This window comes from Streptomyces sp. NPDC051582 (assembly GCF_040681715.1).
In the GTDB taxonomy this organism is placed as follows: domain Bacteria; phylum Actinomycetota; class Actinomycetes; order Streptomycetales; family Streptomycetaceae; genus Streptomyces.
In genome coordinates this window covers 112,553-138,903 of the sequence record NZ_JBFAZJ010000019.1, presented here as the reverse complement: position 1 = coordinate 138,903, position 26,351 = coordinate 112,553, and the positions used below count along the sequence as shown (strand labels likewise).

General features: G+C 70.7%; 26 protein-coding genes. 15 read left to right on the top strand and 11 right to left on the bottom strand.

The genetic code is table 11. The features are described from left to right. Nucleotides 1-196 precede the first annotated feature (196 nt). Nucleotides 197-622 (top strand): DUF6003 family protein, encoded by a 426-nt coding sequence (locus AB0M92_RS24390; RefSeq protein WP_366104395.1) that lies wholly within the window; start codon nucleotides 197-199, stop codon nucleotides 620-622. A 323-nt stretch (nucleotides 623-945) separates the two neighbouring features. On the opposite strand, the gene AB0M92_RS24385 is transcribed toward AB0M92_RS24390, so the two are convergent. Beyond that, nucleotides 946-1,257, bottom strand: a complete 312-nt coding sequence (locus AB0M92_RS24385; RefSeq protein ID WP_366104394.1) for a hypothetical protein — start codon at nucleotides 1,255-1,257, stop codon at nucleotides 946-948. Between the two features lie 409 nt (nucleotides 1,258-1,666). On the opposite strand from AB0M92_RS24385, the gene AB0M92_RS24380 reads away from it, so the two are divergent. The 3 genes from AB0M92_RS24380 to AB0M92_RS24370 all read left to right on the top strand — a co-directional run bounded on the left by AB0M92_RS24380 (nucleotide 1,667) and on the right by AB0M92_RS24370 (nucleotide 3,084). Beyond that, nucleotides 1,667-2,080 (top strand): phage holin family protein, encoded by a 414-nt coding sequence (locus tag AB0M92_RS24380; protein WP_366104393.1) that lies wholly within the window; start codon nucleotides 1,667-1,669, stop codon nucleotides 2,078-2,080. Next, a complete protein-coding gene (locus AB0M92_RS24375) occupies nucleotides 2,077-2,475 on the top strand; it encodes a DUF3618 domain-containing protein (protein ID WP_366104392.1) in 399 nt (132 codons plus the stop codon). The genes AB0M92_RS24380 and AB0M92_RS24375 overlap by 4 nt, the downstream gene beginning before the upstream one ends. Before the next feature lie 201 nt (nucleotides 2,476-2,676). After that, nucleotides 2,677-3,084, top strand: a complete 408-nt coding sequence (locus AB0M92_RS24370) for a TraR/DksA C4-type zinc finger protein (RefSeq protein WP_366104391.1) — start codon at nucleotides 2,677-2,679, stop codon at nucleotides 3,082-3,084. 114 nt (nucleotides 3,085-3,198) lie between these two features. Here the strand turns inward: AB0M92_RS24370 and AB0M92_RS24365 are convergent, their stop codons facing one another. Next, nucleotides 3,199-3,804, bottom strand: coding sequence for a helix-turn-helix domain-containing protein (locus AB0M92_RS24365; RefSeq protein WP_366104390.1), 606 nt, complete (start codon nucleotides 3,802-3,804; stop codon nucleotides 3,199-3,201). Between the two features lie 70 nt (nucleotides 3,805-3,874). On the opposite strand from AB0M92_RS24365, the gene AB0M92_RS24360 reads away from it, so the two are divergent. Then, the gene (locus AB0M92_RS24360) at nucleotides 3,875-4,768 is read left to right on the top strand and encodes an NADP-dependent oxidoreductase (RefSeq protein ID WP_366104389.1); all 894 of its coding nucleotides are present in this window, start codon (nucleotides 3,875-3,877) and stop codon (nucleotides 4,766-4,768) included. A gap of 230 nt (nucleotides 4,769-4,998) precedes the next feature. Here AB0M92_RS24360 and AB0M92_RS24355 read toward each other — a convergent pair whose 3' ends face one another. Continuing rightward, nucleotides 4,999-6,285: a phytase gene (locus AB0M92_RS24355; protein WP_366104388.1), complete on the bottom strand. Its 1,287-nt coding sequence runs from the start codon at nucleotides 6,283-6,285 to the stop codon at nucleotides 4,999-5,001. A gap of 384 nt (nucleotides 6,286-6,669) precedes the next feature. On the opposite strand from AB0M92_RS24355, the gene AB0M92_RS24350 reads away from it, so the two are divergent. From AB0M92_RS24350 to AB0M92_RS24340, 3 genes are all read left to right on the top strand, one after another. Next, nucleotides 6,670-8,181, top strand: a complete 1,512-nt coding sequence (locus AB0M92_RS24350; protein WP_366104387.1) for an MFS transporter — start codon at nucleotides 6,670-6,672, stop codon at nucleotides 8,179-8,181. Nucleotides 8,182-8,224: 43 nt separating this feature from the next. Next, complete coding sequence (locus tag AB0M92_RS24345; protein WP_366104422.1) at nucleotides 8,225-9,001, top strand: TetR/AcrR family transcriptional regulator C-terminal domain-containing protein; 777 nt, start codon at nucleotides 8,225-8,227, stop codon at nucleotides 8,999-9,001. Nucleotides 9,002-9,306: 305 nt separating this feature from the next. Beyond that, complete coding sequence (locus AB0M92_RS24340) at nucleotides 9,307-9,744, top strand: NUDIX hydrolase (protein ID WP_366104386.1); 438 nt, start codon at nucleotides 9,307-9,309, stop codon at nucleotides 9,742-9,744. A 958-nt stretch (nucleotides 9,745-10,702) separates the two neighbouring features. Here the strand turns inward: AB0M92_RS24340 and AB0M92_RS24335 are convergent. Beyond that, nucleotides 10,703-12,100 carry a hypothetical protein gene (locus tag AB0M92_RS24335; RefSeq protein ID WP_366104385.1) on the bottom strand — a complete coding sequence of 466 codons (1,398 nt, stop codon included), beginning with the start codon at nucleotides 12,098-12,100 and terminating at the stop codon, nucleotides 10,703-10,705. Nucleotides 12,101-12,638: 538 nt separating this feature from the next. Between AB0M92_RS24335 and AB0M92_RS24330 the strand changes: the two genes are divergently transcribed. After that, the gene (locus AB0M92_RS24330) at nucleotides 12,639-13,661 is read left to right on the top strand and encodes an alcohol dehydrogenase (RefSeq protein ID WP_366104384.1); all 1,023 of its coding nucleotides are present in this window, start codon (nucleotides 12,639-12,641) and stop codon (nucleotides 13,659-13,661) included. A gap of 267 nt (nucleotides 13,662-13,928) precedes the next feature. Here AB0M92_RS24330 and AB0M92_RS24325 read toward each other — a convergent pair whose 3' ends face one another. Further along, nucleotides 13,929-14,804 carry a LysR family transcriptional regulator gene (locus AB0M92_RS24325; protein ID WP_366104383.1) on the bottom strand — a complete coding sequence of 292 codons (876 nt, stop codon included), beginning with the start codon at nucleotides 14,802-14,804 and terminating at the stop codon, nucleotides 13,929-13,931. A 122-nt stretch (nucleotides 14,805-14,926) separates the two neighbouring features. On the opposite strand from AB0M92_RS24325, the gene AB0M92_RS24320 reads away from it, so the two are divergent. Continuing rightward, nucleotides 14,927-15,925, top strand: a complete 999-nt coding sequence (locus AB0M92_RS24320) for an NADP-dependent oxidoreductase (RefSeq protein ID WP_366104382.1) — start codon at nucleotides 14,927-14,929, stop codon at nucleotides 15,923-15,925. Between the two features lie 541 nt (nucleotides 15,926-16,466). Here the strand turns inward: AB0M92_RS24320 and AB0M92_RS24315 are convergent. Together AB0M92_RS24315 and AB0M92_RS24310 are read right to left on the bottom strand one after the other, a co-directional pair. Beyond that, nucleotides 16,467-17,024 carry a hypothetical protein gene (locus AB0M92_RS24315; protein ID WP_366104381.1) on the bottom strand — a complete coding sequence of 186 codons (558 nt, stop codon included), beginning with the start codon at nucleotides 17,022-17,024 and terminating at the stop codon, nucleotides 16,467-16,469. Between the two features lie 479 nt (nucleotides 17,025-17,503). After that, nucleotides 17,504-18,121: a hypothetical protein gene (locus AB0M92_RS24310; RefSeq protein ID WP_366104380.1), complete on the bottom strand. Its 618-nt coding sequence runs from the start codon at nucleotides 18,119-18,121 to the stop codon at nucleotides 17,504-17,506. 436 nt (nucleotides 18,122-18,557) lie between these two features. Here AB0M92_RS24310 and AB0M92_RS24305 point away from each other — a divergent pair, with 436 nt between their 5' ends. Beyond that, nucleotides 18,558-19,193 carry a carbonic anhydrase gene (locus AB0M92_RS24305; RefSeq protein WP_366104379.1) on the top strand — a complete coding sequence of 212 codons (636 nt, stop codon included), beginning with the start codon at nucleotides 18,558-18,560 and terminating at the stop codon, nucleotides 19,191-19,193. A gap of 45 nt (nucleotides 19,194-19,238) precedes the next feature. Here the strand turns inward: AB0M92_RS24305 and AB0M92_RS24300 are convergent, their stop codons facing one another. After that, nucleotides 19,239-20,216 carry an L-threonylcarbamoyladenylate synthase gene (locus tag AB0M92_RS24300; RefSeq protein ID WP_366104378.1) on the bottom strand — a complete coding sequence of 326 codons (978 nt, stop codon included), beginning with the start codon at nucleotides 20,214-20,216 and terminating at the stop codon, nucleotides 19,239-19,241. A 567-nt stretch (nucleotides 20,217-20,783) separates the two neighbouring features. Between AB0M92_RS24300 and AB0M92_RS24295 the strand changes: the two genes are divergently transcribed. Both AB0M92_RS24295 and AB0M92_RS24290 read left to right on the top strand, forming a co-directional pair. After that, nucleotides 20,784-21,116 carry a hypothetical protein gene (locus AB0M92_RS24295; protein WP_366104377.1) on the top strand — a complete coding sequence of 111 codons (333 nt, stop codon included), beginning with the start codon at nucleotides 20,784-20,786 and terminating at the stop codon, nucleotides 21,114-21,116. A gap of 313 nt (nucleotides 21,117-21,429) precedes the next feature. Continuing rightward, nucleotides 21,430-21,768, top strand: a complete 339-nt coding sequence (locus tag AB0M92_RS24290; protein WP_366104376.1) for a hypothetical protein — start codon at nucleotides 21,430-21,432, stop codon at nucleotides 21,766-21,768. 144 nt (nucleotides 21,769-21,912) lie between these two features. Here the strand turns inward: AB0M92_RS24290 and AB0M92_RS24285 are convergent, their stop codons facing one another. Together AB0M92_RS24285 and AB0M92_RS24280 are read right to left on the bottom strand one after the other, a co-directional pair. Beyond that, nucleotides 21,913-22,767, bottom strand: coding sequence for a MerR family transcriptional regulator (locus AB0M92_RS24285; RefSeq protein ID WP_366104375.1), 855 nt, complete (start codon nucleotides 22,765-22,767; stop codon nucleotides 21,913-21,915). A 195-nt stretch (nucleotides 22,768-22,962) separates the two neighbouring features. After that, entirely contained in the window at nucleotides 22,963-23,817 is an 855-nt protein-coding gene (locus tag AB0M92_RS24280; RefSeq protein WP_366104374.1) for a patatin-like phospholipase family protein, read from the bottom strand. Between the two features lie 82 nt (nucleotides 23,818-23,899). Here AB0M92_RS24280 and AB0M92_RS24275 point away from each other — a divergent pair, with 82 nt between their 5' ends. Further along, on the top strand, nucleotides 23,900-24,460 hold the full coding sequence (locus AB0M92_RS24275) for a TetR family transcriptional regulator (protein WP_366104373.1): 561 nt from the start codon (nucleotides 23,900-23,902) through the stop codon (nucleotides 24,458-24,460). Between the two features lie 293 nt (nucleotides 24,461-24,753). Then, nucleotides 24,754-25,209, top strand: a complete 456-nt coding sequence (locus tag AB0M92_RS24270; RefSeq protein WP_366104372.1) for a hypothetical protein — start codon at nucleotides 24,754-24,756, stop codon at nucleotides 25,207-25,209. 348 nt (nucleotides 25,210-25,557) lie between these two features. On the opposite strand, the gene AB0M92_RS24265 is transcribed toward AB0M92_RS24270, so the two are convergent. Further along, complete coding sequence (locus AB0M92_RS24265) at nucleotides 25,558-26,169, bottom strand: sugar O-acetyltransferase (protein WP_366104371.1); 612 nt, start codon at nucleotides 26,167-26,169, stop codon at nucleotides 25,558-25,560. Between the last annotated feature and the right edge of the window lie 182 nt (nucleotides 26,170-26,351).

Here is a 26,351-nt window from a genome sequence, read left to right as displayed (position 1 = left end):
AGGCTGCGCCACGGCCAGAGCGGCCCGTATCGCGGGCTCGTCCCACGCAGAGCTGTCCTGCTGCCCGGCCGGCTCCAGTCCTGCCTCGTGCAGCAGGCCTGGTCCCGGCCCCGAACGGCGCAGCTTGGCCCCGGCAGGAGGGGGTAGGAGCCGGTCGATCGAGTACAGCTACGGTGTGTCAGGAGAGTGGCCGGCGATGACGGATGACGCGTACTTGTTCCTCGCGATGAGCGCGGACGTCTGGCAGGGGACGCCGCTTGCCCTCGTCGGAGAGCTGGAGTGCCTGGACACACCCGCTGTCCGTGCCTGGTTCACGGCCCAAGGCGTGAACCAGGCGTCCTCGGTGGTGCGCGTCATTCCCCCTGAGCAGACCGGGCTGATCCCGGAGGAGGCCGAACGGCTCCCGGTCCCGCTCAGCGAGGAGGAGTTGGAACGCGTCCGCCGCGCCACGGCCACTGACCAGGTCGCGGGCATCGAAGAGGAGCTGCTCGCGTTCCGGGACAGCGAGGACAACCGTGACGGCCTGCTGCGCCGGGCCCTCGCCGCAGGTGTACCGGCGCACCGGATCGTCGAACTCTCCGGGGTCGACCCGTCCACGCTGTCCTCGGCCTCCCGGGGCTGAACGCCCCCGGCGGGGCGGGCGGACCTGCGCGTCGTGACCCACATGCAGGTGGGGAGCAGCCGTGAGCACCGTGACGGGGGCTTTCGGCCACCGTCACGGGACCCACCGCCGTTCCTGACCTCTACTCCCCCGGCACGGGGGTCTTCGGGCGCGGGCGGACCGGGATCGGGCTGCGGGGCCGCGGGGCCGCCGGCCGCCGCCAGTTCGTCGGTGCGCGGTCCAGCGCAGGGCCCGGCTGCTCTTCGATACGCCTGGCCATTGCGGCTTCCTCCCACGGCCGGGCACTGCGCCGCCGACGCGGTCTGCCCCTCGTACTCCTCGCCTCAGGCGTCGAGCGATCGCAGACCGTCACCCCAGCGTGCCCTTCGCTCCGCGGCACTCTGCTCCCACCAGGGGACACCGCGCTCCCCGAGAGCCACCTTCGCCATCTGCACCCGGTCCCGGGCGGCTTGCTCCGCCTCCGCGTCGCCGGCGCGCCGGGCGGCGGCCACAGCGCGGCGCGCCGCCATCAGATGGGCGCGCAGTCGGGCGGACGCGTCGTCCGGGACGGCCGGATCGGTGGCGCGCCACCGGCGCCCCCCGATGACGACATGGTGCCCGTCGGGGGTGAGAGGCTGCGACGTTTTCCCGTCCACGAACGGCGCGTGCCCGTTTCAGGGCGTGACGAACCCTCTTCAGCGCCGAATGACACGGAGCGGTTCGGCGGGGGCAGGCGCACGGGAGCCCCGATACGAGGTGGAAAGCCACAAGACGGACCGGTCCGCTGTGCACAGGGCGAGCGCGCTGCGCAAGAAGAGCAAGTAGCGCGCTGACGGCCTTACGTTCTGTTCGCGCCGGACCCACATCGACGGCTTGGCGGGTGACATCGCCGTTGCGGGGTAGTCGCCCCGTGGCGAAGACATGAGCATCGCGACCCTGAGCGGCATCGCCTCGGGCAGGCACACGGCGCCGCACACCCGTCCGGACGGCGGCGGCGCCACTTCGAGCACCGGAGCGATGAGTCGCCCGTTCCAGCCGATCGAAGAAGGGCAAGGTGTCCCCATCATGACCACGACAGAGCGACAGCCCCCCGTCGCCGACGACTCGGTGGGCGCCCTGGTTTCACGCGCCTCGCAGCAGATGTCCGAGTTGGTGCGCGAGGAGATGCAGCTGGCCCGGGCGGAGATGACGCAGAAGGGGAAGCGCTACGGGAAGGGAGGCGGCCTCTTCGGCGCCGCAGGGATCGTCGGCTTTCTGACACTTCAGGCCCTGGTGGTCACCTGTATCGCCGCGCTCGCCCTCGTCCTGCCCGTGTGGGCCTCCGCCCTCATCATCACCGCGGTCCTGGGGATGGTGGCGGGCGTGGCCGCCCTGGCCGGAAGGAAGCAGATCGCCCGGGCCGGCACTCCGGCTCCCGAACAGACCATCGACAGCGTCAAGGCCGACCTGGCCGAGATCAAGGAGAAGGCACACCGATGAACGACGACGCCCGAACCAACATCGGCACCCCCGCCCCCGCTCCGGAAGACCGTGGCTCCGAGGAACTGCGCGATCAGGTCGAGCGCACCCGCGACGAGCTCGGCAAGACCGTCGAGGCCCTCGCCGCGAAGGCCGACATCAAGGCGCAGGCGAAGGAGAAGGCCGCCCAGATCAAGGATCAGGCCGCGGAGAAGGCAGCGCTGGTCTCCGACCAGATCCGCGAGAAGGCTGGTGACGTCACTCACCTGGTGAAGGACAAGACCCCCGATCCGCTCATGGAGAAGGCCGACCGGGCAGCGGCGGCCGCACGTACCAACCGCACCCCGCTCCTGCTGGCCGCAGCCGCCGTGGCCGTGATCCTGATGGTCCGCCGCGGCCGGGGGCGCCGGTGCTGAGGGCGTCCACGACCGCGTACGAGCCCGTCGGGCAGGCCCTGGGAGCGTCAGCGGCATGATCGCGAGCGCCGCCTTCAAGCAGGCCCTCCTGACCGCCACCTGGGCACCCACCCGCGTGCGGAGAACCGTACGAGCCGGACGCACGGTGGCGAGAACGCCGCCGCGGGGAATCCCGGGCGGCGGAGCGGCGTTGACGCACCCATGAGCGATACGCCCCGGCGTTACCGGGAGGGTCACCGCCGGTCGGTCGTGGCCGGCGTTCGCGAGCGACTGGCAGCCGACCGTGCGGACACCCTGGCACGGATGGCGGCGCTCGGCCGCGACTTCGACGGGATCGTCGCGGCGAACGCCCTGGTCGCAGTCGATGACGAGCACGACCCTGAAGGGGGCACCACCGCCTTCGAGCGGGCGCACGTGACCTCCCTGCTCGCGCAGGCGCGCGAGCACCTGGAGGAGCTGGACCGCGCTGTGGAACGGCTGGACCACGGCGACTACGGGACGTGCGAAAGCTGCGGCTCGACGATCCCGCCCGAGCGCTTGGAAATCCGTCCGGCGGCGGCCACCTGCGTGACCTGTGCCCGGCCCGACCCCCGTAGCGGTCGACGGTAGGCAGATGTCACGCCGCCGAACGCCTCCCCGCCGGCCGGCGGGGAGGGCGGCGAAGGCCTCCGCAACCCGCTCGGCCCGCGCGCGAAGACAGGCCGTCCTCCTCGGCGGACCGCGCTACGGTCTCCGCGGCCGGTCGGATCCGACTCGGGGCGCGGTGACTTCCCAGGCCGCCTCGATCATCCGGAAGACCTCGTCCACCGTGGCCCCGGGATCGTCCGCCCAGCACGCCAGCACATAGGCGTCGATGGCGAACCGCGCGGTCGCCCGGCAGGCCGTCGGACTCCGGGACAAGCGGGGATCGGCGGCCATCACCTCTGCCAGCGCCTGCGCGTGACGCAGGCTCATCGACTCCTCGTACGCCCGCAGGGCGGGTGAACCCTCGATCATGCGGCGGATCGGGGCGCTCCCCTCCGCCGTGCAGTGGCGTACCAGGGCCTGGACCTCGCGGTGCAGCGCCGGGATGAGCGGCTCGTGCGCAGCCCGGTCGGCCACCGCCCGGGTGAGGCGCTGCTCGAAGTCCTGGTCACGTTCGAACACCAGGGCTTCCTTGGAGACGAAGTGGGCGAAGACGGTGGTGACGGCCACGTCTGCCTCGGCCGCCACGTCACGGATGCCCACGGCGTCGTACCCGCGCTCCAGGAAGAGACGCAGCGCGGTGTCAGCGATCTTCTGACGGGTCGCGGCCTTCTTGCGTTCGCGGCGTCCGGACGGCTCGATCATGCCTTGACACTACCAGGTATGAATCCCTGACCGTTGTGAAGTCCTAACCGTTAGGGTTACTGTCGGCCGCATGAGGAAAATCAGCTTCGCCGAGTTCGGCGGTCCCGAGGTCCTGCAACTGGTGGAAGCCGAGGAGCCCCACGCGGGGCCCGGCCGGATACGCATCGCCGTACGGGCGGCGGGGGTCAACCCCGTCGACTGGAGGATCCGGGAGGGCCAGGCACTTGGAGCCCATCCGGTCGAACTGCCCGCCGGGGTCGGCCTGGACGCCGCCGGGGTGGTGGATCAGGTCGGCGAGGGCGTGGACGGGGTCGAGGTCGGTGACCGCGTGTTCGGCGAAGGCTTCGACACCTACGCCGAGTTCGCGGTGCTGTCGGCCTGGGCCCGGATGCCCGAGGGCCTGGCCTTCGAGGAGGCGGCCGGGTACCCGTCAGTCGTGGAGACCGCCCTGCGCATCATCAGCGAGGTCGGCGTGGGGCCCGGGCAGAGCCTGCTGGTCAGCGGCGCTTCCGGCGGTGTCGGGTCTGCGGTGCTGCAGATCGCCCGTGCGCGCGGCATCAGGGTGATCGGCACGGCCGGGGCCGCGAACCAGGACTACCTGCGCGGCCTGGGCGCCCTCGCCACGACGTACGACGAGGGCTGGGTCGAACGGGTGCGACAACTGGGCCGTGTCGACACGGCCCTGGACCTGGCCGGCTCGGGCGTGATCCGCGAACTCGTCGAATTGACCGGGGACCCGCGCAAGGTCGTTTCCATCGCCGACCTCGATGCGCCACGGCTGGGCGTCCGGTTCTCCGGCGCGGCCGGGAGCGTACCGGACGCGCTCGCCGAGGCCGTCGACCTCATCACCCGGGGCAGGCTCCACATCCCGGTCGAGAAGTCGTACTCGCTCACCGAGGCAGCGGCTGCGCACGCCGACAGCCGCGCCGGCCACACCCGAGGGCGCCGGGTCCTGGTCATCTGAGCCGCGGCCCACCTGGCCCGGTCACGTGTGATTCTTCGCCCGGCCCGAGGGACAGGCCCCGCTGTACGGGTAGTGGCTGCCCGTCCGGGACGACCCCCTGCCCGAATGCCCGGCAGATGGTGGCGGACCCGGATGCAGCCGCCGTTGCCGACGCCCTGACGTCCTCGTACGCGGGCCGCCGCTCGGAGACCGACGGGCAAGGGGGCTTCCGTGCGCCCGCCGGGGCCGGCTCAGTCGATGGCGTCGAGGACTTCGCCGAGATCGACGAACTTGAAACCGGTTGCCTCACGGTCGCCGTCGGCGGGGGTTTCCCGGCCGTCCTGGACGACGAGGAGGCCGCGGGGGTAGCGCGCGCCGAGGGGTGCGTTCAGGGCTGCGGCTCCGTCGCAGACCTCGGAGCCGTCGAGTGTGGCGGAGGCCGCAGTGATGCGGAAAGCGCCCTCGAACTCGTTGCGCTCGCTGCGCTCGCGGTCGTAGGCGACGAAGGTGTTGTCGCCCTGACTGGAGGCGAGCAGGTAGCCGTCGCCGTCGGGCTCGGTGACCAGGGTGAGGCCCTCGACATCGGCCGTCAGGTGCTTGCCGCCGTAGCCGGGGTCGGCGCCAGGGGTGCACTCCTCGGTCTGCGGGTCGTAGGTGCCGGGGACGCCGTACTCGCGCACCTTGTCGATCAGCTTCGGGGCGCCGGTGAGGCCCGCGTCGATGCGCCAGATGCCGACGTCCTCCTGCCCCGCGTACAGGGTGCCGTCCGCCGGGTCGACGACCATGCCTTCGACCTGCGGCAGTTCGCCCGGCTCGGCGCAGGGGGTCCACGCGGCGCCGTTGGGCAGGCGGAAGGAGGAGGGCAGGTCGACGGTGCGGACCTGGCGGTAGTCCACCGTGCCGTTCGGGGTGGCGATCAGTTCCAGCAGGGCGATCCGGGTGCGGTTGCGCCGGCTCACCAGCGCGTAGGAGCGGCCGGTCTTGCGGTCGGTCCAGGTGGCCAGGCCGTAGGCGGTCCTCTGTTCGTTGACCTCGGCCTGGTCGGCGGAGAACACGGGCCGCGCTCCAGGGGCGGTGATGTCGGTGAGCGGGCCGCCGGGCTCGTCCCGGTCGATCCGGTAGATGCGCAGCCGGTCGTTGCCGCGGTCGCTGACCACCGCGACATCGGCACGACCACCGCCCAGCCGCAGGCCCTGGACCAGGTCGACGTTGTTGAAGCGGCCGGGCGCGTCGCCGGCGCCCGGTCCCGCGGGGGCGGGGATCGACTGCACCTGGCGGGCGTCCAGGTCGTACACCCGCAGACCGCCCTGCTTGACGGTGGCGACGACCAGGCTGCGGTCGGGGTCGGCGGCGTTGCGCCAGATCGCCGGGTCGTCCGCGTTGGCGTCGCCGCCGGCCCCGTCGTCGTACAGCGGCGCGGTCTCGGCCTTCGGCCGGATGCCGCTGACGGAGGAGGCCTGCGCCGGGAGGGCGGTGCAGACCCCGAGAGCCGTGCAGAGCACGAGCGTGAAAGCGCGGGCGGCCAGACGCATCGTCACGTTTCTTCCTTTGGACGGTCCTTGATCTGTCCGGAAAGACGGTCGCGACGGGATCTGTCATGTTCGCGACAGACTTCTTTCCGGCAGTTGAACACGTACGCAACCCGGAAGCGAGGGCCCGGCCCACGCCCCCGCTCCGCACATCGAACAGGCTCCCCACACACTCCCGGCCCGGCGGTTGGCTTGCCGCTGCGGATGGACGGCGCGAGCGGTGGCGATCCCTCCTGCGCGGGGCCACGACGTCGGCTTTCGCATGCCGATCGGCCGTGTACGCGAACTGCCTCACCCTTCACGCGCATGCCCCCAACTTAACCGCTGTACAGCGTACGAGAGGCCCTTGTACGGTGTACGAGACCAGTCCCATACACCGTACAAGGGGGAACCATGACGGCGACGACCGCCGCCGATTCGCCGACCACCACCGGTGGTCACCCGCAACGCTGGCTGATCCTCGGCGTCATCTGCCTCGCCCAGCTCACCGTGCTGCTCGACAACACCGTCCTGAGCGTCGCCATCCCCTCGCTGACCTCCGAACTCCACGCGTCCACCACCGACATCCAATGGATGATCAACGCGTACTCACTCGTCCAGTCCGGCCTCCTGCTCACCGCGGGCAACGCCGCCGACCGCTACGGCCGCAAGAAACTCCTCGCCGCCGGACTCGCGCTCTTCGGCCTCGGCTCACTCGCCGCCGGACTCGCCGGCTCCACCGAGCAGCTCATCGCCGCAAGGGCCGGCATGGGTGTCGGCGGCGCACTCCTCATGACCACCACGCTCGCCGTCGTCATGCAGATCTTCGACGACTCGGAGCGGGTCAAGGCAATCGCGCTCTGGTCCACCGTCAGCTCGCTCGGCTTCGCCGGCGGCCCGCTGATCGGCGGAGCCATCCTGAACCACTTCTGGTGGGGAATGATCTTCCTCATCAACATCCCGGTGGCACTGATAGCTCTGGTCGCCGTCCTCAAGCTCGTACCGGAGTCGAAGAACCCGCAGGGGGAGCGCCCCGACCTGCTCGGCGCGCTGCTCTCCACGATCGGCATGATCGCCGTCGTGTACGCGATCATCACCGGCCCCGGGCATGGCTGGGCCTCCCCCGAGGTACTGCTCCCGGCCGCCGTCGGCGCCGCCGTCCTTGGCGCCTTCGCCGTGTGGGAGCTGCGCGCCCCTTACCCGATGCTCGACATGAGCTTCTTCCGGAATCAGAAGTTCATTGGAGCCATCGGCGGTTCGCTGCTCGTCGTCTTCGGCATGGGCGGCTCACTCTTCCTCCTGACCCAGCACCTGCAGTTCGTCCTCGGATACGAGCCACTGGAAGCCGGTCTGCGGATGGCGCCGCTCGCCCTGACGATCGTGGGCCTCAACCTGACCGGACTGGGCCCGAAACTCGTGATGAAGATCGGTACCCCGCTCGCGGTCCTCATCGGCATGACACTGGTCTCCGGCGGCCTCACCTCGATCGCCGTTCTCGGTGGCGGCACGGAAGGCAGCTACTGGGGCATGCTCCTGGGCTTGGTCCTGATGGGTGCGGGCATCGCCGTCTCGTCGCCCGCCATGGCCAACGCCATCATGAGCGCGATCCCGCCCGAGAAGGCGGGTGTGGGCGCCGGAATCAACGGCACTCTCGCCGAGTTCGGCAACGGACTGGGCGTTGCCGTCCTCGGCGCCGTCCTCAATGCCCGGTTCGCCGCTCTGGTCGCCGTTACCGCGACGTCGCTGCCCGCGGCCCTCGCGGCGGCCGGGAGCGAGACCGAACGGGCGGAGATCTCCGACGCCTTCGCCTCCGGGCTCCAGACCAGCCAGCTGGTCGGAGCGGTCGCCGTCTTCGCAGGGGGTCTGGTCGCCGCGGCGCTGCTGCGCAGGGCGGAGCGGTCCGCGCAGGGGGACGCGGCTGCATAGCATGGCGATGGACCGCTGACAGGTGAGCGCACGGAGGAACACGATGGTCAAGGCCGCCGACCGGGTCAAGAACCCGGCGGGTTCCAGCGTGTGGCTCGAACAGCGAGCCCCGCGCAGCGGAGGCGGCCCGGCCGGCCTCGACCGCGAACGGATCGTGGCGACCGCGATCCGGATGCTGGACGAGGACGGGCTGGGCGGCCTCTCCATGCGCAAGCTGGCCACCGAACTGGGCGTCACCGCGATGTCGCTCTACTGGTACGTGGACACCAAAGACGACATCATCGAGTACGCGGTCGACTGGGTTTACGGGGAGATCGACCTCGACGCAGTCGATGCCGCCGGGGGCTGGCAGGACCGGGTCCGCGTCCTGGCCCTGGATTACCGGCGGATGCTGGTCCGCCACCCGTGGATGTCACCGAGCGCAGGGCGCTACCTGAACATCGGACCGCACGCGATGGCTGTCGGCGCCAAGATCCAGGAAGCCGTCGGGGACACCGGTCTGCCGATGCAACGGCAGCCGAGCGCCATGTCGGCAATCTTCCAGTTCGTGTACGGCTACGGCACGATCGAGTCGCAGTTCGAGCGCCGGGCGGCCGAGGCAGGCATGTCCCAGGACGACTTCTACGGCGAGTCGGTCAGGGCTTACCGTGACGATCCGCAGTTCGCGGAAGCACTCGAACCGATCGTGGAGATCCTCGACGAACGCGTGTCGCTCGGCAGCGTCAGCGCCATCTGGGAACGGGACTTCGCGTACGCCCTCGACATCCTCGTCGCAGGGATCGAAGTCATGGTCGCCCGCGAGCGCGACGGCTCCGCGTAGTCCCCGCATCCGGGGCGCCCACCTTGTGTGGCCGCCCCGGATTCTGCTTACGGCCCGTCGGTCCGGGCAGGATCGAGTACGGGTCGGTCAAGGACCACAAGATCGAGGCCCGGGCGCTGGTGTTGTGTCCGGGCAGCATGGTCCAGGTCGCCTACGCCGGGGCGCGAGCGTGGCAGCTGGAGTTCGAGCGCGCCCGGCAGGAAGCAGCGGTGACGGCCGCGGTGACGGAAAGGATCTTCGATTGATGACCATCGGCGACCCGCGCCTGTTCTGCTTCTTCATGGCCAATCGCTCCTTCACTCCGGATGCCGGTGGCCGTCGTGGCTGACCGGGAGGCGTCGCCGCCCGGTAGTGCCGGTCTCAAGGGTTGGGTTGCAGGGGCCGTCGTGGTGTACGAGGGCCGGGTGTTGCTCGTTCGCCGACGCGTCGCAGAGGGGCAGCTCTCGTGGCAGTTCCCGGCGGGCAAGGTCGAGCCGGGCGAGTCCTTCGAGGAGGCCGCCGTCCGCGAGACGAGGGAGGAGGCCGGTGTGGACGTGGTCGCCGTGGCCCCGCTGGGCGAGCGGGTCCACCCCATCACCGGCCGACAGGTCTCGTACACAGCCTGCGAGCTGGCCGGCGGGACCGCGGACGTCGACGAGATCGCCGAGGTCGCGTGGGCGACCCTGTACGAGATCCCTCGGTACATCCCCTACGGACTCTTCGAGCCGGTCAAGCGCCACCTGAACGCCGTCCTTCAACCTTGAACGCCGCCGCTGCGGTTGGCCGTTGCGCACGGGAATACGGAATACACGGCTCACGTTGTGGCGACGGGGCCGTCGTGTCGGGCGGGACGGAGAATGGGCCTTCGCAGTCGAGTACGCAGCCCACCCTGACGGAAGGGTCAGCATCAGCCGGCAAGCCGCCGCAGAATCGACTCGGCGAACGGATCGACGGCAGGCGCGGCAGCGGGGCCGGGATTGGACACGCACTCTCCTCGCGGCAGGTCAGCGGGACTTGCCCGTACCCGGCCTCGACGGGCCAGGTGCCCGGGGCGGCACACCGGTAACGGCACCGGGCACCGTCGGGCCACCGCCCACCACCGGTGACGTCCGCGCCCTGCGCGCCGGCCCCGTACGCGGGGGAAGTACCCCGACCGCGGCCGCCGGCCTTCCGCAGCGGCCGGGCAGCTTCCGCCCAGGCCTTCGCCTGCACGCAATGGACCTGCGCCTCGTGCCACAGACGGGAAGCCTCCACCCCTGCCGCAGTTCGACCGGTTCATCCCCGCGGGCGCGGGGGCCACGCTTCTTCATCTGAGAGGTGTGCGGGCGCGTAAACATGGCGGTGGCTTGCACCCTCCCCCGAGAACGCAAGCCACCATCCGTGCCGTGTCCCGGCCGCGCCGGTGCCGTCCGGCTACCAGCGGTGCCAGCGGCCACTGCTGCCCTCTCAGCGCGACACCGGCACCGGCGCGGTGGGCTGGAGAACGCGGCCCGCGGGCGGCCGCCGCGCCGCGTTCGCACCACGTCCGCAGTCCCCGCCGATTTCGCCGGGTCGGCAATCCGATCCGCGAACGCGTAGGCGCCCGCACCGTCACGGACGACGTCGGCCGGGGCGGTGCCGCTCCTCGTCCGGAGGCGGGTGACCCGACGCGAGTCCCGCGCCACCGGGTCGTCGTCCACTCGGGGCGACGACCCGGCAGCTGCGCACGGCGCCTGGCCGGGGCTACTTCCCGCCGGCGCAGGGGTCGCAGCATGAGGGCGCCGGAGCGACGCAGACGGTGACGGTGTCGGCGTTGTTCGCGGTGTCCGGGTCCTTCTCGTTGGCGCTGGCGGTGGCGGTGTTGCCGATCAGGCCCGGCTTGGTGGCCTTGGCCCGCAGCACGAGGGTGGCCGCGGTGCCCACGGGCACCCCTCCCACGGACCAGCGTCCGGTGGCCGCGGAGTAGCTTCCGGGGCCGTCGGCGGACAGGAAGGCGAGGCCTTCGGGCAGTTGGTCGGTGACGATGACGCCCGTGGCATCGTTGGGGCCGGCATTGCGGACGGTGATGCGGTAGGTGACCGTCTGGCCGACCGTGACGGTGGTCGCGTCGGCAGCCTTCGTCATGCTCAGGTCGGCAGCCGGTTTGACCTGCGTGACCTGATCGTTGGAGGTGGACGTCAGGGGTTCCGGCTTGTCGCCGAGCCGGTTCTCGTACGAGGCGGTCGCGGTGTTGCTGATCTCCTTCCCGCCGCCGGCCCGGTCGATGGTGACCCGGTACTCGACCGTGCTCCCCGCCGGCAGCGTCTCGGTGTTGGGCAGACTGCCCCCGTCCGCGGCGGTGGCGCCGTTGCCGAGGCAGAAGACGACCTTGTTCGCGCGGGCGTCGAAGGAGGCCTGGTCGTCACCTCGCGCGTCGCTCTTCGCACCGGCGTTGGGGCCGTCGACGATCCGCAGGGAGCCGGGCAGGTACGTGGTGCCCGGCGGGACGACGTCGGTGAGGACGAGGTTCTCCGCCGGGCCGCCGCCCACGTTCCTGGCGGTGATCCGGTAGGTGATGACGTCGCCGACTTCCAGCGGTCCAGCGGGGTAGGCGGCCTTGTCGAGCGCGACGGAGGGGGCGGTCCCGAAGAAGATGCCGTCCAGGAAGTTGCCGATGCTGCGGACGCCGCCGGCGGCGGAGATCGAGCGGAACGCGAAGCGCGTCAGTGTCTGGCCCGCCGGAACGGTGTACGTACCGGTGTAGTAACCCCAGGCCGTGTTGCCGTCGGTGAGCCGCCGCTGCTCCACCGGGGCAGCGGGTGCGCCGATGTCCAGCGCCATCGTGTCGTCCCCTTGGCGGCCGCGGTGGTACAGCCGCCAGTACAGCTTCGTGCCGGGCGTGGTCGGCAGGTCCTGGTAGAGCGTGGAGACCTCGTTCGCGTTGAGCTCGGCGAACTGGGCACCTTCGGCGGCGGGCACTCCTTGGAACCCCGAGTGCCACAGCTCGATCATGTGGTCGGAGGCGGTGGTGAGCCAGCCCGGGACCCGCTTGGCCGCCTGTGTCTGTGACGAGTCCGGCAGGATCTCCACACCGGTCACGGCGGGCTGCTCGAAGCTGCCGTTGGCCAGGGCGACGCGGAGCGGAACGGGAGGTGTGGTCATGGTGCTTCCCTTCGCATCGACGCTACTGAAAGGCACCACCGATCGGCCGCTTCTGCTGCGTGCCTTGGTGGAGCCCGAACACGCCGCAAGGGCACCGCACAGGGCCTGAACACGTAAAGTGACGAAGGCCGGGGCTCAGCCAATCCGGCGTGCCGGGGTTTGCGCAATCCGCCCTCGAACCGCTCCCGCCACACCGTCACGCATCACACCGCAGGCCCACCGCCCCCGCCGCATTCGCCTCGTCACTCCCTCCCGCCCACCCCGTCATGACCGAAAGCCCCCGTCAAACGCCACACAGTCACCACACTTTCGGGTGAGATGACCTTCGGTTGAGTTGACGCTCTTGGCCCGGTGACACCGCCACTCGACAGCAATGCGGTGACCGCACGTGACGGACGACAGCCTCCGCATCCACCCTCATCCACCCCCATCCACCCGCATGCGACCGTCGGCGCGCGCGATCGGGACAGGGCTGTTCTGCTGGAATGCGGGGGCGTCGAGTCGTGGTGGCGCCGAGTCGTGTCTGAGAGAGGGTCGGATGGGTACGTATCGAGTCGCGCAGGTCACCTCCCCCGATGGACGGTTCGAGATCGTCGAGCGCGAGGTGCCGCAGCCGGGGCCCGGCCACGTGCGCATCGCCGTCGATGCCTGCGGGATCTGCCACAGCGATGCCGTCTTCGTGGGCGCCAAGGTGCCGGGCGTGCGGTTTCCGCTGGTCCCCGGCCATGAGGTCGCCGGCCGGATCGAAGCCTTGGGCGAAGGGGCACAGGACCGGGGCTGGCAGGTCGGTGACAGGGTCGCCGTCGGCTGGTTCGGCGGGAGCTGCGGCCACTGCACTGCTTGCAGGCAGGGCGACTTCATCGTCTGCGAGAACCTCAAGGTACCGGGCTGGGCATACGACGGGGGGTTCGCGGAGGCGGTGATCGCCCCGTCCGACGCCCTCGCCCGGATCCCCGACGCGCTGGCGGCCACCGATGCGGCACCCATGGCCTGCGCGGGAGTGACCACGTACAACGGGCTGCGGCGCAGTTCCGCGCGGCCGGGTGACCTGGTCGCCGTACTCGGCATCGGCGGCCTCGGCCATCTCGCCGTGCAGTATGCGGTGGCGATGGGCTTCGAGACCGTGGCCATCGCCCGCGGGGCCGACAAGGCGGAATTCGCCGAGCAGCTCGGCGCACACCACTACGTCGACAGCACGGCGGGTACGAGCGTTGCGGACGCACTGCGGTCCCTCGGGGGCGCCAAGGTCGTGCTGGCCACCGCCGCCAACTCCGGTGCCATCACCGCGACCGTGGACGGCCTGGCGCACCGGGGGGAGTTGGTGGTGATCGGCGCGGCCCCCGAGCCGCTGGAAATCAGCCCGATGCAGCTGCTCATGAGCGGACGCGTCGTGCGCGGCCACCCGTCCGGCACCTCGCAGGACGTCGAGGACACCATGGCCTTCAGCGCGCTGCACGGAATCCGCCCGATCGTCGAGGCGGTACCGCTGAGCCGGACCGACGAGGCGTACCAGAAGATGCTCTCGGGTGCCGCGCGCTTCCGGATGGTCCTGACCGGCTGACCCGTGGGCCGCGGCTCGGCCGGGTTCGAGCGGGCGGAGGGGCAGTGACGATGGATTCCGCGGTCTTGGTGCTCGGGCCGGTGACCTTCATCATGCGCTCGGACCGCCTGCCGGTGTCCGCGCCCGTGGTCGACCGCGTGCCGTCACAGGTCGCGTGCGGGTTGCCGAAGTCGGTGGCCGGCCCGGCGTGCCCGGCCTCCATCCCCGTCGTCGACGGATCACCGAGACCCCCGCCCTGCGAGGCGCCCGCGGCGTCAGAGGAGTCGGTCAGGCTTTCGGGGCAGTCAGGACGGCCTCGGCCGCCTGCCGGAGATTCTTGATCATCGGATTCGGGTCGCCCTTGCGGCTGACCAGGACGACCTGGCTGGGAGGAGCGCCCTCGATCGGGACGGTGACGAGGTCGTGACGCAGTGAGCTACGCCGATCGCCCACTGGCAGCACGGCGATCGCCCTGCCACTCGCGACGAGTTCGAGCTTGTCCTCGTAGCTCTCGATCGGCGGCACGCCGGCCCCGAGGATCCGGTAGGAAGTCCAGTCCGCTGTCTCGAACGCGCACGGCGCGGCCTCCTCGTCGGCCAGTTCTTCCGCGGTCACCGACGTGCGGTCGGCCAGTCGATGGCCGCGCGGGACCACGAGCATCCGGGGTTCCTGGTACAGCGGGGTGGTGAGCACCTCGTCGGCGGCGAGCGGCAGCGGGGCCCGCGCGATCAGGGCGTCGACGCGCTTGTCGGACAGCGCCCCGACGTCGCGGCAGCTCAGGTACCGGGTGGCGATCTCGGCTTCCGGGTAACGGCGGCGCAGTTCCCGTACGGCGGCAGTGATCACCAGGTCTTCGACGTAGCCGATGGCGATTCGTTCGGACGCGGCTTGTTCACGTACGGCCAGCTCGGCCTGGCGGGCGGCCTGCAGCAGGGCTTGCGCCTGGGGGAGGAACCTCTCGCCGGCCGGAGTGAGCAGGGTGCCCTGGGGTACGCGGTCCAGCAGTCGTGCGCCGAGATGCTTCTCAAGCCTTTGGATCTGGCGGCTCAGCGCCGGCTGGGCCACGTGCAAGTCGGCGGCGGCCCGGCCGAAGTGCTGGTGTGCCGCCACCACGGTGAAGTAGCGCACCAGCCGCAGTTCCAGGTCCCGTCCGAGATCGTTCACCCTTCCAGCGTACGCGTCATGCCGTTTCGGAATGGTCGGGTTGCCGAACCAGTCTTGGACGTGCATGCCGCCTTGGGCCTTGACTGACGGAGCAACGATTCCTCAAGAAAGCGACGGGCACGATGAAGGCCATCCAGTTCCACGAAGCGGGCGGACCGGAAGTTCTGCGGTATGACGAGGTGCCGGTTCCCGAGATCGGCCCGGGGGACGTGCTCGTCCGAGTGCACGCGGCAGGCATCAACCCGCCGGACTGGTACCTGCGTGAGGGAATGAAGGTCATGCCGGCCGAGATGAGGCCGGCGCTTGAGTTCCCCCTGATCCCCGGATCAGACGTGTCCGGCGTGGTGGAGGCGGTCGCTCCCGACGTCCTGGGGTTCGCCGTCGGTGACGAGGTGTTCGGCATGCTGCGATTCCCCGGATTCGACGGCCGGACGTACGCCGAGTACGTGGCCGCGCCGGCCTCGCACCTGGCTCACAAGCCGGCCGGCATCGACCACGTACAGGCGGCTGGATCGCCGATGGCCCTGCTGACGGCCTGGCAGTACCTGATTGATCTCGGCCACGACGTGCCGTCTCCTTTCACCGGCCAGGTGCACCAGCCGGTGCCGATCACGCCCGGGATGACCGTGCTGGTCAACGGGGCCGCCGGTGGAGTGGGCCACTTCGCGGTGCAGCTGGCGAAATGGAAGGGGGCACATGTCATCGCGGTGGCCTCGGGCCGGCACGAGCAGTTCCTGCGCAAGCTCGGCGCCGATGAGTTCATCAACTACACCACGACGCAGGCCACGGACGTGGTCAGCGGTGTCGACCTGGTGATCGACACCGTCGGTGGCCCGGACAGCTCACGCTTCTTGACCGTGCTCAAGCGCGGCGGCACCATGCTTCCGGTGTTCTTCGCCCAGTACGACCCGGAAGAGACCGCGCGTCTGGGCATCGCGGTCTCGAACATCCAGGTACGTTCCAACGGCCCCCAGCTCGCCGAGATCGGGCGCCTGTTCGACGAGGGAAAGCTCCAGGTCGGAGTGGACAGCACCTACCCGCTGCCCGACGCGGGCAGCGCACACGCGCGGGCTGCGCAGGGCCACATCCAAGGCAAGATCGTGCTGACGGTGATCTCGTGACTCGTCCGCGATCCGGCCCGACACCCGGACCGTCCGGCGTGTGAGATCCCGCGGTGGTGGCGAGGGCTTCGGCGGTTCGAGCCGCCGGCCGGCGGTCCCTCGCGGATCCGGGGCGGCTGGTTGATCGTGCTGCCCCTGGCCCTGCTGCTGCCCGTGGCCCTGCTCGTGCCGCTGCAGTACCTGATCCTGCTCGGCGCGCAGCTCGTGTACGTGGCGTGGGTGCTGCCCCGCGAGAACGCCCGCGACACGGCGGACGTGCTGCGCTCGCTCGCCGCCCCGGCCGTCCCCGCGGAGCAGCGGGCCCGGATGGTACGGGCGGTCGCGGAACTGGTCGGCAGGCCGGTCGTCGAAGCGCTGGTACGGACCTCGGTTGACGCGGACTCGGCGGTAGCTGCTCCTGTCGGCGGCGGCCCGAAACGGAGGGTGCAGGGGCGTGGTTGCCGACGCGGATCTCTTCGCTGCCACGCCGGCCACGTGGTGACGCGCCCCGGCCCCCAGGAAACCTTCGAAGGCTCCCTGGGGGCCGGGGTGCACTGTGCTCTTATCGGTTCTGGCACGCCTTCCGGAAGGCGCGGTTGGCGGCCTGGCTCCAGCTGTTCCAGTAGGCGTCGCTGTGCTGCTGGCCGCTCTTGTCCGCCACGGGCGCGGTGGCGCAGCTCTTGGCCGCCGCCGCGACGCCCGCCTTGGCTCCGGCCGCGATGCCCTCGGCCCGATCACGTCGGGAGCCGGGCTGGGTCGGGCTGGTGGCCTGCGGTGAGGTGGCCGCGGGGACGCGCTTGCAGTTCACGAAGACGAAGGGCTGGTCCTCGTTGACCGCGAGGACTGTGTAGTCGACGTTCTTCTGGAAGCGCTTCAGGAGGAAGTGCCCGGTCGCGTCCACGTTCAGGACCTCGGTGCTCTCGCCGTCGTTGAGTTTGCGCGGTGCCGTGAACCCCTCGCCGGAGATGGTGACGGCGGTCCCGTCCGCGTTGGGCGTGACCGTGCAGCTGGCGGCCGGCACCGCCGCACCGGAGGCCGGCGCGAGGACCACGGTGCCTCCGCACACGACCGAGGAGACGAGCAGGGAGGTGATCACGGCGCGTCGGGTGCGTCGATACATGAGGGTGCTCCCATCGGGCAGTGGATGCGGGCCCCGGAGAACGGCGCGGAAGCCGAGGAGGGAGCGGGTGCGGCCGCGGGCGAACGGACAGCGGCAGCGCCGGAAACGGCGGTGCACCCTCTCGGCGCCTCGGGCCTCCCTCCGACCACCACGCATGGTGTGCGGCGACCGGCTGTGTCCGGACCAGCCCGCCATACCGCTCCATGCTGCCCCGATCACCCGCGGACCGCGACCGGAGGCCGGCGCGGACTACTGCCCTCACCCGGACAAGGGACGCCCATCATCGTCACCGAGTGTGAATCGGCGCCCTCACGGCAACCGGCCACCTCCCTTGGGGCGCATCGTGGCAGCGGTCCGGTCATCCGGTGACAGCCGTGATCACAGCCGCTGTTGGGGTGTGAGAGCAGGCTCATCGTCCCGGACTTCACTGACGTCCATCCGCTGCCACCAGCGCGCCCATTCACATCTGCGGAGAAGGGTTACAGGAAAGGCAGGACGAAGTCGTACCCGGCCACCGAGTGGGCGTCCCCGGCGGGACAGCGGCCGTTGGTGGGGTAGCCGTAGAAGTAGAGCCCGTAGCACTTGGGGCAGAAGCGCCAGTTGCGCTGCGACTTCGCGGTCGCCGGGATGTCGTGCGGGAGGACGAAGTCGTACCCGGCCGCCGCGTGGGCGTTCCCGGCGGGACAGCGGCCGTTGTCCGGGTAGCCCCAGAAGAACATGCCGTAGCACTTGGTGCAGAACCGCCAGTTGTGCTGGGCGGTGGGCGTCTCGGGGATGCTGTGCGGGAGGTTGAAGTCGTAGCCGGCCGAATCGTGGCCGCCGCCGCCCGGGCAGGCGCCGTCGGTGGGGTAGCCGCGGAAGAACATGCCGTAGCACTTGGTGCAGAACCGCCAGTCGGCCTGGTTGGCCCGGGCCGAGGCGGCCCCGGCGGGCGAGGCGGTCTTCGCGGGCGACGCCGCCGCCGGGCCGGCTGCCGCCCCGATCGCGGCCGCGGTGCCCAGACCGGCCGCGAGGCTCAGCGCCCGGGTCAGCACATCCCGCCGCCCAGGTCGCGCCTGCGACTGCGGATCCTCGTCACGTACGGTCAGGAATCCCATGGATGTCCGCCCTTCCACCGACGACGCCGGCGAATCCACATGCGAAGCCCAATCAGGTCTTCGTCGCGCTGAGTATTGGGCCATCGCTGTGCGTGGTCAACGGAGTGCGGGGGCGCAGCGGGCCCACCCGGCGCGCCCCCGCGCTCGCTCTCACGGGTTGCCGCCAGCCCCCAGCCTCCACCCCCCGGCCCGACTTCCCCACCATGCGCAGGGTCGTGCCGGACGGGTGCCTCGGTCGCGGCCGGCTGCGCGGAGGATGCTCAGGACCGCTCGACCTCCGCCATGAGGAGGCGAAGGATCGGGGAGCGCTTCTCCGACGGGAAGGCGTCCTGCCCCCCGTGCGGGCGTGTGCAGTGGCGGCGGCCGTGGTCGTCGTCGAGGCGGGCCGGCGGGACCCGTTTCCGCGACGGCACCCGGCGCCTCGTAGGCTGCGATCATGACTGAGACCCCGACGCCCAGCGATGCTTTCGACCTGCTCATGGCCGGTAACCGGCGCTTCGTCGCAGGAACCCCCGAGCACCCGAACCAGGACGCCACCCGCCGCACCGAGACCGCCCCGTCCCAGCAGCCCTTCGCGGTGATCTTCGGCTGCTCCGACTCCCGGCTGGCCGCCGAGATCATCTTCGATCGCGGACTGGGCGACCTGTTCGTGGTCCGCACCGCCGGGCACGTCGCCGGCACGGAAGTCCTCGGATCGATCGAGTTCGGCGTGAACGTCCTGAACGCGCCGCTGGTCGTCGTCCTCGGCCACGACTCGTGCGGCGCGGTCGCCGCGGCCTGCTCCGCCTTGATAGACGGGCAGACGCCCGGCGGCTTCGTCCGAGACGTTGTCGAGCGAGTGACCCCGAGCGTGCTGGCCGCCCGCGCCGCCGGACGCGACAGCCCCGAGGAGATCCTGGCCGAACACATCGAACACACCGTGGACCTGTTGCTGGAGCGCTCCCGGGTGCTGGCCGAGGCGGTGGCTGCCGGCCGGACCGCCGTGGTCGGGCTGTCCTACCGCCTGGCCGACGGCAGCGCCCAGCTGGTTGCCACCCGCGGCGTCGGAGCAGCGGTGTCCACCGCACCTTGACCTCCCCGGCCGCGTTCGCTGAGGCGCAGGGCCCGGGCCGTTCGCTTACGCGGAGGGCCGGGGCCCCGCTGCCCGGCGCAGACGGTTGGCGATCGCCAGCCCCAGCCCCACCTCCACCGGCAGGGACGCGACGATGAGGTCGCACCCCTGTTGGTCGAGCTCACGCAGGAACCCGTACAGCCCCTGCGCGTAGGCCGCCGGCGACCCGGGCAGGGTCACCACGGCGTGGGCCTTCACTTCCGCGCCGACGAGGGACGGAGGAAGGAAGACGCCCACCCGGTGTCCCTCCTCCTGGGCGAGCTCGGCTTCGGCGACGACGCTCTCCGGCTCGACGAGAACAACCCGCGCCCGCGGTGCGTAGTGCGAGGGATGCTGGCCCGGCACCCGGACACCGCTGGTGGACGGCACGGCGACCGGGTGCCCCAGCACCGCTTCGAGGTCCTCGCGCGTCACCCCGCCGGGACGCAAGATGGCCGGCGTCTCGCCAGTGACGTCGACGATGGTCGACTCGACGCCGACCTCGCAGGGCCCACCGTCCAGGACGAAGTCGACGCCGTCACCGAGCTCCAAGCGGACGTCGCTCGCGGTGGTCGGGCTGACCGAGCCGAAGCGGTTGGCGGACGGGGCCGTGACGCCACCGCCAAAGGCGGACAGCAGCGCGAGCGCGACCGGGTGGTCGGGGACGCGCACGGCCACCGTTTCCAGTCCACCGGTCGCCTCCAGCGGCACGCGCCGGCCCCGCCGCAGGACCAGGGTCAGCGGCCCGGGCCAGAAGCGGTCGGCCAGCACGCGCGCGGCCAGGGGCACCTCCTCGACCCAGTCGTCCAACTGGTCCGCCGCGGCGATATGAACGATCAGCGGGTGGGAGGGCGGGCGCCCCTTCACCTCGAAGATCCTCGTGACAGCGGCCGGGTCCTCGGCGTTGGCTCCCAGACCGTAGACGGTCTCCGTCGGGAGACCCACCAGCCCGCCGGCCCGCAGCACACCGGCTGCCCTCTCGATGTCAGTGGTTGTCGCCGTCACCCTCGCACTTCCCTCTCACAGTCCGTTCGTCCTACCGCCTCCATGATGCCGCCCGCGCCGGACGGGCCCGGCCGCGCCGACCGGAACACTGGGCCGCCGACCCGTACGAGTCCAGGCAGACTTCCTACGCCCCTGCACGCGTCAGCCCCACCCCACCAACGTCGTAGCCCCAGCAAGGACACGGCTGGCGTCGCTCATGGCCGCAACCGCCGCCGACCAAATCCCAAGACCGCGCAAATCGGGCCGCCGCCGTAGCCGCCACCGCCGTGGCCGATCGATTCCCCTTCGGCCACTGGTCCCCCACGTCGTCCGTTTCACCTTGGTCGTCGGCATCTGCCGGGACACCGACTCGGACGTCCGCATCAGTACGCGTCCTCCTTGGCCAAAGCGATGGGGCTCCGGTGGCCCTGACCTGCGCGAAGCCGTCACGTGCCCAGGTACCCGGGAGATCTGCGTCCCCGGAGCAACCGGCTGAACTATGCCTCGGTGCGGAAGCGGGGCGTCCCCGCCGGGGAGACATCTACCCGACCGCGGTCGGACGACCGCCCCAGCGACAAGGAGACGCACATGCCGGTTCCCGAAGTCGGTCCGAAGGCAGACCCGGAGTTCTTCGAGGAGATCCAGGAGCTGTTCAAGAAACACCCCGAGGCCGCCAAGAAGTACTCAATCCGCTACATCGGCGGTGAGATCACCGCGCTGAAGCTCGACTTCGATCAGACGGTCGGCATCTCACGCCTTCAGGGCAACCAACTCGTCACCGAATTCGTCGATCGCGCCACCCTCATCCAGAACGAATCCGGGGGCGGCTTCGACGAAGAAGAAGTGCTGGAAGCAGACCGGTTCTGCTGTGAATGGGTAACCAATGGGACCCGGACGAAGTGCGTCAAGATCTGCTCCTGAGGGATCCGGGGCAACCAGGAAGGCAGGGTCGGCGGCTGGACGCCGGCGGCCCCGCCTTCTGCCCTGCAAGAGCGTGCTTGAGCAGGCCGTGGGGCTTCTCCCGTACGCGTTGCCGCGTCGACCTCGGCCAAGTCGGCCGACCCGGAACGCGACAGCGAACAGCCGTCCGTGCGCCGGGGCCGACGCCCGGGAGATCTGCCTGCCGAGAGCAACCGGCTGAACCATGCCTTCGGCGCGGAAGCGGGGCGTCCCCGCCGGGGAGACATCTACCCGACCGCGGTCGGACGACCGCCCCAGCGACAAGGAGACGCACATGCCGGTTCCCGAAGTCGGTCCGAAGGCAGACCCGGAGTTCTTCGAGGAGATCCAGGAGCTGTTCAAGAAACACCCCGAGGCGGCCAAGAAGTACTCCATCCGCTTCGTCGGCGGTGAGATCGCCGCACTGAAGCTCGATTTCGATCAGACGGTCGGACTCTCGCGCCTTGAGGGCAACCAACTCGTCACCGAATTCGTCGATCGCGCCACCCTCATCCAGAACGAATCCGGGGGCGGCTTCGAGGAAGAGGAAGTACTGGGAGAAGAATCAGCCCGGTTCTGCTGCGAATGGGTCGTCATCGGGAACCGGAGAAAGTGCATCAGGATCTGTTCCTGAGAAAGTCCGGACACCGGCGGCCGAGAACGGGCGGGCCCTCAACAGCGGCAGTCGACGCCGGCCCCGCGTAGGCGAGCGTGTGCGCACCGGCTGGTGCGCACACGCAGCACGGCACGCAGACCTCGCTCACGGCCATACCAGCGATCAGCCGCCTGCGGAGAGGTCCCCGCCAAGGAGCCGTGCCGTGAGTTCCATGCATCGCGTCCGGGCCGCGGAGAAGCCGTAGGGCATCTTGGTCACCGCTTCGAAGGCACTCATCTGGGCGCCCTCCTCACCGCCGGCCTCGGCGTCGGCGTCGGCGTCGTAGATCTCGAAGAGCTTCTCCTCGGCCACGTCCAGTCCGGCCGCTTCAATCGCCTGGAGCAGGGCCTCGTGGTGGGCGCAGTGCTGTGCGGCGAGTTCCTCGACCCGCGGGTCGTGGGGGTCGACGGTGTCATCGAGGGCGGCGTCGGCCGCGTCAAGGCGGTCTGCCTCGGCCCGTAGGCCGGGATGGGTCGCCAGGGTGATGAACACGCTGGCCTGAACTGCGGCTCCCAGCGGCCCGAAGATCCGTTCTGTCACCAGCAGGGCGTCCAGGTCGGAGGGGCGCAGTGCGCCCGAAGGCAGGTGGCTGAGCCGGTCCGTGACCAGCGGGGAGAGCAAGCCGAGTGGGCTGCCCACGACCCGCAGGCGCCGGACTGCCGCGCGCTGACGCTTGATGTCGGCCTCCTGGGCGGCCAAAGTCTCCTCCAGCCGGCCCAGGACGTCCTCGACGTCCCGGGCTTCGTCGAAGGCGGCCCGCATGTCGTCCAGGCTGATGCCGGCCTCGGACATCTTGCGGATCCAGAGCAAGCGGATCATGTCGTCGTAGCCGTAGCGGCGGCGTCCGTCCCCGCCTCGCTCGGGTTCCGGCAGCAGACCGATCTGATGGTAGTGACGAATGGCGCGCGGGGTGGTTCCGGCGAAGGCGGCGGCATCGCCGATCTTGACCTCTCGGGGAGGCGTGGCGGAGGGGTACATCGCAGACAGGGCCTTTCGTGCTGTGGTGCCCTCGACGAGACCACATGCCGCTACGGCATGTGCAACCACGGCGGTCCCTCGCCATCGGCGTTCCGCTCCGGGACGGGCCAGCATGGGGTGGGGAGATCCGTCGAGCAGGTCTGGCGGCACCCCGAACTGGGTTGAGGCTGCAGTAGGGCCGGGGCCCGGCGGCGCTCAGTCCGTATGGGATCCGGTCTCCCATGCGAGGCGGAGCTGCTCTGCGGCATCGGCGGCTTGGCGAACACCCGCCTGGTAGGCCGGTTCCCAGGCCGTGCGGTCGCTCAGGTCCGAGCCGAATGCGCGTATCGATGCCGGATCGGGCTCGATGGTCACCACTGTGTCCGCCCCTGCGACCGCCAGTTCCTCCTGGAGCAACTCGCGGGGGAACAGGTGTGCTTGTGGGTCGATCACGACGAGCGTGCGGGCTCCGGCCGCGAGTCCGGCGTTGGTCGCCGACCGCAGGGAGCCGTCCATGTACCGGCGGCCGTTGATGGTGATCGGTGGGTAGATGCCCGGGAACGCCGTGCTTGCCGCCACGGCGGAGGGCAGCGGTGCGCCACCGGTACGGTCGAAGACCTCCTGCTCGCCGGTCTCGGCGTCCAGCACGGCAATGAGCAGCTTCCGGTCCGGCCACTGGTCCGCGCCGGCCAGGGCGCGCATCCGGGCGACATGTGCCCGCTCGGGGCCGGTCTCGGCGGCGAGGGCGATCTGGCCCACTCGGCGCCGCGCTTCGGCCGGATTCGAGGCGGCATTGCCGAGCACGGCGAACGCCTCGGCCAATCGGCGCCCGTCCACCTGGGGCGGGGTGCCGTCGGAGTCGGCGGGGCGCACGGGAGTGGCGAGCCGGCCAGGGTCCTGGCCTGTGGCCAGCACTGCGCCGATGATCGCGCCGGTCGAGGTGCCGACGATCAGATCGGCCTGACCGAGATCCACCCCGCCGCGGCGCAGTCCGCAGGCCAGTCCGGCCGTCCAGGCCGCACCAACGGGGCCTCCGGCGCCCAGTGCGAGTGCCCGGTTGAGCGTGTACATGGTTGTCTCCTCCCGTTATTGAAACAGTCGTACCATATACTGACGCATGCTCAGTTCCGCAGTACCGAGAGGATGATCCACCGTGGGGCGACCCCCAGATCCCGCCCGACGGGAGGCAACGCTGGCGCGGGCCACGGACTACGTACTGGCACACGGGCTGGCCGGGTTGAGCCTGCGGCCGCTGGCCGCAGCTCTCGACACCAGCCCGCGGATGCTGCTCTACGACTTCGGCAGCAAGCAGGAGTTGGTATCTGCCGTCCTCGCCGAGGCCCGCCGTCGCGGAGTGACGCGGCTGGCCGAGAACCTTCCGGCGCGGACAGCCTCCCGGGAGGAACACCTGCGCGGCATCTGGGCCTGGATCAGCGCACCCGAGCGCGCCCCGTACGTCCGACTGATCTTCGAGGTGCACGCCGACGGTCTCGCTCACCCCGAGAACCACCCCGACCAGGCCGAGGCGATCACGGACTGGTTCGACACCCTCGGCGCCACGTTCAGCGACATCGCCACCGGCCCTGACGACACCAGTACTCCCACGCTGGTCATGGCCGTCATCCGGGGTCTCCTGTTCGATCTCACGACCACCGGAGACCGTCGCCGCACCGACCGCGCTGTGGACCGCTTCTGCGAACTCCTCCGGCATTGAGCGAGGACAAACGATCACCAGCCGCGTCGCGGCCGGACGCGGCGTCAGCCCGCAGCAGGTCGCGGTGGTGTGCCCGCTCGCCCGCTCCCTGACCGTGATCCCGGCACCGGGAGCCAGCCGCCCGGCCTCCGTCAACGCCGCACCGACCACTGCGCCGGAGAGTTTCGTCCCCCGACGGATGGAGTTCAGGGTCCGATCATCAACCCGCCTTGTGCGATGTGAAATATCACATCACACAAGGCGGGTTGATGGCCCGTCACGCACCCACGAAGACACAAGGAGAGCACGTCCCCATGAACCGCTTAGCCCTTCTCGCGGTCGGCGTTGCCGGCCTGACCGTTCTGGCCGCCGGCCCGGCCGCCGCGACCCCTGAGGCCGCCGCCGACCAGACCGTGACCACCTGCGGGAACTCGGGTCTCCAGGCAGGCCTGCTCACCCGGCTGTGCGCGGAGGTCACCGGCAACACGGTGCAGTTCTACGGCAGGGTCAGCCTCGCCGGACCGCCCTCCCCCGGCAGCCCGACGCCGGCCACGAAGGAACTGTCCACCACTCTGTCCGCCGAGGTCGTGGGAGCCGACGCCCCGCCCCTCACGCAGGACAAGCCCGTCCTCTTCACCTCCACGACCCTCGAAGTGCGCGGCCCCGGGAGCACCGTTCCCTGTGGCGCCACGGTCCGCGGCACGTTCGGCGTGGCCTCCTTCCCCTGGGCACCCCGACCGGTCGCGCACGAGGTCACCCTCACCTGCTGACAACCCCGCCGCCCGGCGACTCGCCCGAGCGGGTCGCCGACGCGGCCTCCGCCCGCCCCCCGTCCTCCAGCTGATGACCCAGCTCAACGGTCAGCCGCATTGCACGCGCTGACCTGCTGTCATGGCCCGGCGAGTTCCGCTCATCTGGTCGTGGGTGCCGTGCTTGCCGCGGTGGACGATCAGGGCGGGGCCGACCTTGCCGGCGTGCTTGCCCAGTTCCCTGTCCGAGCTCCAGAGCCCGCCGACCAGTAGGGATATTGATCGGCCGATGGATTCTTGCGACGTCAGCCCGACAGAAGCGACGTGGTGAGGGCCAGCGCGGCGGCCGGGACCGGTACGGCCCCCGTGCTACGGGGTCTGAGGTACTTCCTCGTCCGGGTGGCCGGGACCCGCTTCGGCCGGATCGAGGGAGCGTACGACACGAGCCGGGTGACCGACGGCGAGGACGCCCGCGGGAAGGTCCTTGACGACGACGGAGCCGGCACCCACCACGGTGTCGGCGCCGATGGTCACGCCCGGGCAGACGATGGTGCCGCCGCCGAGCCACACGTTGTCGCCGAGGGTGACCGGCAGTCCGCGCTCCCAGCCCGCGCGCCTGGCAGCGGGGTCCAGGGGATGCGTGGGGGTGAGCAACTGGACGTTGGGGCCGATCTGGGCGTTCGCACCGATGGTGATCGGCGCGGTGTCGAGGAAGACCGCTCCGAAGTTGACGAACGTACCGGCTCCGATCCGGATGTTGCGCCCGAAATCGCAGTGGAACGGGGCCCGGATCCTGACCCCTTCACCCACCGAGCCGAGCAGTTCCCGCAGGATCGCTTCCCGCTCCTCGGGCGGCTCTGCGGTCGGCGTGTTGTTGTACCGCGCGCACAGATCGACCCGGCGCAGGGTGTCGGCCGCGAGTTGGGGATCGTCGGGGAGGAACCACTCCCCCGCCTCCATGCGCCGCTGGTTCTCTCCCACGCGGGTGGTCTCCGTTCAGAGCTGCGGTTGCCTGCAGTTACGCACAAGCCTCACACTTGCGGAGCGGTGGACGGCGGTCAAGCGCGACCCGGTGCTCCGGCAGTGTGCGGGGCGCGGCCGAGTACCCGCTGGACTGGCCTGCCCTCCCCTGCGACCAGCCGCTGGATGAGGCGGACGTCGAC

Excerpts from the sequence above, each read along its gene's own strand:
- AB0M92_RS24390 (WP_366104395.1), top strand. The coding sequence starts at position 197 with ATGACGGATGACGCGTACTTGTTCCTCGCGATGAGCGCGGACGTCTGG.
- AB0M92_RS24380 (WP_366104393.1), top strand. The coding sequence starts at position 1,667 with ATGACCACGACAGAGCGACAGCCCCCCGTCGCCGACGACTCGGTGGGC.
- AB0M92_RS24375 (WP_366104392.1), top strand. The coding sequence starts at position 2,077 with ATGAACGACGACGCCCGAACCAACATCGGCACCCCCGCCCCCGCTCCG.
- AB0M92_RS24370 (WP_366104391.1), top strand. The coding sequence starts at position 2,677 with ATGAGCGATACGCCCCGGCGTTACCGGGAGGGTCACCGCCGGTCGGTC.
- AB0M92_RS24365 (WP_366104390.1), bottom strand. The coding sequence starts at position 3,804 with ATGATCGAGCCGTCCGGACGCCGCGAACGCAAGAAGGCCGCGACCCGT.
- AB0M92_RS24360 (WP_366104389.1), top strand. The coding sequence starts at position 3,875 with ATGAGGAAAATCAGCTTCGCCGAGTTCGGCGGTCCCGAGGTCCTGCAA.
- AB0M92_RS24350 (WP_366104387.1), top strand. The coding sequence starts at position 6,670 with ATGACGGCGACGACCGCCGCCGATTCGCCGACCACCACCGGTGGTCAC.
- AB0M92_RS24345 (WP_366104422.1), top strand. The coding sequence starts at position 8,225 with ATGGTCAAGGCCGCCGACCGGGTCAAGAACCCGGCGGGTTCCAGCGTG.
- AB0M92_RS24340 (WP_366104386.1), top strand. The coding sequence starts at position 9,307 with ATGCCGGTGGCCGTCGTGGCTGACCGGGAGGCGTCGCCGCCCGGTAGT.
- AB0M92_RS24335 (WP_366104385.1), bottom strand. The coding sequence starts at position 12,100 with ATGACCACACCTCCCGTTCCGCTCCGCGTCGCCCTGGCCAACGGCAGC.
- AB0M92_RS24330 (WP_366104384.1), top strand. The coding sequence starts at position 12,639 with ATGGGTACGTATCGAGTCGCGCAGGTCACCTCCCCCGATGGACGGTTC.
- AB0M92_RS24320 (WP_366104382.1), top strand. The coding sequence starts at position 14,927 with ATGAAGGCCATCCAGTTCCACGAAGCGGGCGGACCGGAAGTTCTGCGG.
- AB0M92_RS24315 (WP_366104381.1), bottom strand. The coding sequence starts at position 17,024 with ATGTATCGACGCACCCGACGCGCCGTGATCACCTCCCTGCTCGTCTCC.
- AB0M92_RS24310 (WP_366104380.1), bottom strand. The coding sequence starts at position 18,121 with ATGGGATTCCTGACCGTACGTGACGAGGATCCGCAGTCGCAGGCGCGA.
- AB0M92_RS24305 (WP_366104379.1), top strand. The coding sequence starts at position 18,558 with ATGACTGAGACCCCGACGCCCAGCGATGCTTTCGACCTGCTCATGGCC.
- AB0M92_RS24295 (WP_366104377.1), top strand. The coding sequence starts at position 20,784 with ATGCCGGTTCCCGAAGTCGGTCCGAAGGCAGACCCGGAGTTCTTCGAG.
- AB0M92_RS24290 (WP_366104376.1), top strand. The coding sequence starts at position 21,430 with ATGCCGGTTCCCGAAGTCGGTCCGAAGGCAGACCCGGAGTTCTTCGAG.
- AB0M92_RS24285 (WP_366104375.1), bottom strand. The coding sequence starts at position 22,767 with ATGTACCCCTCCGCCACGCCTCCCCGAGAGGTCAAGATCGGCGATGCC.
- AB0M92_RS24280 (WP_366104374.1), bottom strand. The coding sequence starts at position 23,817 with ATGTACACGCTCAACCGGGCACTCGCACTGGGCGCCGGAGGCCCCGTT.
- AB0M92_RS24270 (WP_366104372.1), top strand. The coding sequence starts at position 24,754 with ATGAACCGCTTAGCCCTTCTCGCGGTCGGCGTTGCCGGCCTGACCGTT.